The 3,241-nt window shown below is 64.5% G+C and carries 3 protein-coding genes; all 3 read left to right on the top strand.

Annotated elements, in window-relative coordinates; translation table 11 throughout:
- The first annotated feature begins 377 nt into the window (after positions 1–377).
- Genes H5T65_14020 through cydB form a run of 3 tightly spaced genes read left to right on the top strand, consistent with a single transcriptional unit; the run spans position 378 to position 3,230 of the window.
- Positions 378–797, top strand: coding sequence for an Rrf2 family transcriptional regulator (locus tag H5T65_14020; protein ID MBC7260344.1), 420 nt, complete (start codon positions 378–380; stop codon positions 795–797).
- A gap of 57 nt (positions 798–854) precedes the next feature.
- Positions 855–2,183, top strand: coding sequence for a cytochrome ubiquinol oxidase subunit I (locus tag H5T65_14025; protein MBC7260345.1), 1,329 nt, complete (start codon positions 855–857; stop codon positions 2,181–2,183).
- Positions 2,184–2,201: 18 nt separating this feature from the next.
- Positions 2,202–3,230 carry a cytochrome d ubiquinol oxidase subunit II gene (cydB, locus tag H5T65_14030; GenBank protein ID MBC7260346.1) on the top strand — a complete coding sequence of 343 codons (1,029 nt, stop codon included), beginning with the start codon at positions 2,202–2,204 and terminating at the stop codon, positions 3,228–3,230.
- The last annotated feature ends 11 nt before the right edge of the window (positions 3,231–3,241 follow it).

Here is a 3,241-nt window from a genome sequence, read left to right on the forward strand (position 1 = left end):
GCCCAAATCCATTCTCCATTCGTGTGCATTCGCGTTATTCGTGGACAGCGTCCGGCGGCTATGGAAAGCCGCCCTACGTGCCCAAATCCATTCTCCATTCGCGTGCATTCGCGTTATTCGTGGACAGCGTCCGGCGGCTATGGGAAAGCCGCCCTACGTGCCCAAATCCATTCTCCATTCGTGTGCATTCGCGTCATTCGTGGACAGCGTCCGGCGGCTATGGGAAAGCCGCCCTACGTGCTGCCCGTGCGGTGCGTTTCGGTTTGGGGTCTTCAACGGCCCGCGCCCCGAAACCCCTTGACAAACGCGCCTTTTGGGTGTATAATGCTACTAAAATCGTAGCATTCACTGACCTCCACAGCGGAAGGAGGTGCACCGTGCTGGTCATCAATCGGGAGACCGACTACGCTGCACGCATCGTGCTGTTTCTGGCCCGACGGCCGCCAGGCACGCGCACTACCGCGCAGGAGGTCGCGCGGCAGTGCCACGTACCGCGCGCCATCGTGCGGCGGGTGGTTACGCGTCTCAGCAACGCAGGTTTCCTTGACAGCACGCGCGGGAGCGGCGGGGGCATCTCGTTGGCGCGCCCGCCCGACCAGATTTCCCTGCTGGATGTCGTGGAAGCCATGGAGGGGCCGCCGATCCTCAACCTCTGCGTCCGCGACCCCCAGGAATGCCCGCTCATGGAGCAGTGTACGGTCCACATCGCTTGGGTTCAAGCCAGCGACCTGCTGATGGATTTCCTGCGCAGCGCAACATTTGCCAGACTGGCCGAAAGTTCGCTGCCCCGCCCATGAGAATTCGCGGCCCGCGTCGGGTCGTATCAAACCAACGTGTAAAGGGAGGTGCGGATTATGGATCCTGTTCTTCTCGCACGTATTCAGTTTGGCCTCACCGCGGCATTCCACTTTCTGTATCCACCCCTGTCCATCGGCCTCGCCTGGCTCATCGTGTACATCGGCTGGCGCTACCTGCGGACGGGCGAGGCGCTCTACGACGAGATGGTCCGCTTCTGGGTGCGCATCCTGGCACTCATCTTCGCGGTGGGGGTGGCGACGGGAATCGCCATGGAGTTCCAGTTCGGCACGAACTGGTCCACGTACTCGCGGTTCGTGGGCGACATCTTCGGATCGCCCCTGGCCGCCGAGGGGGTCTTCGCCTTCTTCCTGGAGTCCACGTTCATGGGCGTCCTTATTCTCGGCCGCAACCGCGTGTCCAAGCGCGTCTATTGGTTCTCGGCACTGATGGTGGCCATCGGCTCCACCCTGTCGGCGTTCTGGATCATCGTGGCCAACTCGTGGCAGCAGACGCCGGCGGCCTACACCATCGTGGACGGTCGGGCGGTGCTCACCGACTTCTGGGCGGCGGTGTTCAACCCGTCCACGCTCCCGCGCTACGGCCACACGGTCGTCGCCAGCATCCTGTCGGGGGCGTTCTTCATGGCGGGCATCAGCGCCTGGTACCTGCTGAAGGGCCGCCACGTGGGATTTGCGCGGCGGTCGCTGGCCGTGGCGGTGGTGGCGGCGGCGGTGTTCTCGCTGGCCGTGCTGGGCGTGGGCCACTTCCACGCCGTGCAGGTGGCCCAGACGCAGCCTGCGAAGATGGCCGCCTTTGAGGGCCTCTTCAAGACCGAAAGCGGCGCGGCGATGGTTTTCTTCGGCATACCCGACGTGGGCAACCAGGCCATTCGGCTGCGCATCGCCGTGCCCAAACTCTTGAGTTTCCTCATCTCCTTTGACCCCAACGCCACGGTCGCGGGCCTGGATCAGGTGCCGCGTAGCGTCTGGCCGCCCGTTGAGATCACGTTCTACTCCTATCACGTCATGATGCTCCTGGGGTTCTACTTCATCGGCCTGTCGCTGGTGGGCGTATGGCTGCTGTGGCGCAAGAAACTGTTCGCGAGCAGGCCCTACCTGAAGGTGATGTTGGCGTCCATGCTGCTGCCCGTCTTGGCGCTGGAGTTCGGCTGGATTGCGGCAGAGATGGGTCGCCAGCCCTGGGTGGTGTATGGCCTGCTGAAGACGGCGGACGCGGCGTCGGTGGTCGTCCCCGCGGGGCAGATTCTGTTCACCATCGTGATGTTCGTGGGCATCTACAGCCTGCTTCTGGCGCTGCTGGTGTTCCTCATCCTGCGCGAAGTGAGACGCGGGCCCTCGCCGCTATCGGGCGCGGCCAACGGTTGATTCCTCAGGAGGTCTGCGATGAGCCACGCTTTTCTGCAAAACGCATGGTACGTGCTGATCGGGGTTCTGTTGGTCGGGTACGCCGTGCTGGACGGTTTTGACCTGGGCGTGGGCGTGCTGTCGCCGTTCATCGCCAAGAACGACAAAGAGCGGCGATTGCTGGTCAGCGCCATCGGGCCGTTCTGGGATGGCAACGAGGTCTGGCTGCTGACGGCGGGTGGGGCGCTGTTCGCGGCCTTCCCCCACGTGTACGCCACGGTCTTCAGCGGGTTCTACCTGGCGCTGATGTTGGTGCTGTACGCGCTCATCGTGCGCGCCGTGTCGTTTGAGTTCGGGCATCGGGTGGAGAGCGCCAAGTGGCGGCGGGCGTGGGACTGGGTCTTCTTCGCGGGGAGCCTGCTGCCGGCCCTGCTCACCGGCGTGGCCGTGGGCAATGTCATGCGGGGCGTGCCGCTGGACGCCCGCGGGGAATTCGCCGGCGACTTCTTCTCGCTCCTGAACCCCTTCGCGCTGGTCGTGGGCCTGGCGGGCCTGTCCATGTTCATCATGCAGGGGGCTGCGTATCTCACTGCCAAGACGAACGGCGATTTGGCGCGCAGGGCAAGGGGCGTGGGCATCTGGGCCTGGGCGGCGCTGGTGGCCCTGCTCATCGTCGCGGGCATCCTGGTCGTCGCCGACTCGCCCGAGCGGCTGGACAACTACACGCGGAACCCCATCGCCTACGTCGCCCCGCTCGCAGCCCTGGCGTTTCTGATCCTGACCCGCGTGAGCCTGCAGAAAGGAACGGGCGGCAAGACTTTCCTGTTTTCCAGCCTGTCCGTCGCGGCCATCATGGGCATCTGGGGCGTGGCCAATTATCCGTACCTTCTGCCGGCGCGCAACGTGGCGGCATACGGGCTGACGGCTTTCAACGCCTCGGCCTCGCAGAAGAGCCTGCAAACGATGTTCATCATCGCGCTGGTGGGCGTGCCTCTGGTGCTGGCCTACACGGCCTACGTGTACTGGATTTTCCGCGGCAAGGTGCGGGCGCACGAGGAGCACTACTAGGCGGGACGACC

Source organism: Chloroflexota bacterium (genome assembly GCA_014360805.1).
In the GTDB taxonomy this organism is placed as follows: Bacteria; Chloroflexota; Anaerolineae; order DTLA01; family DTLA01; genus DTLA01.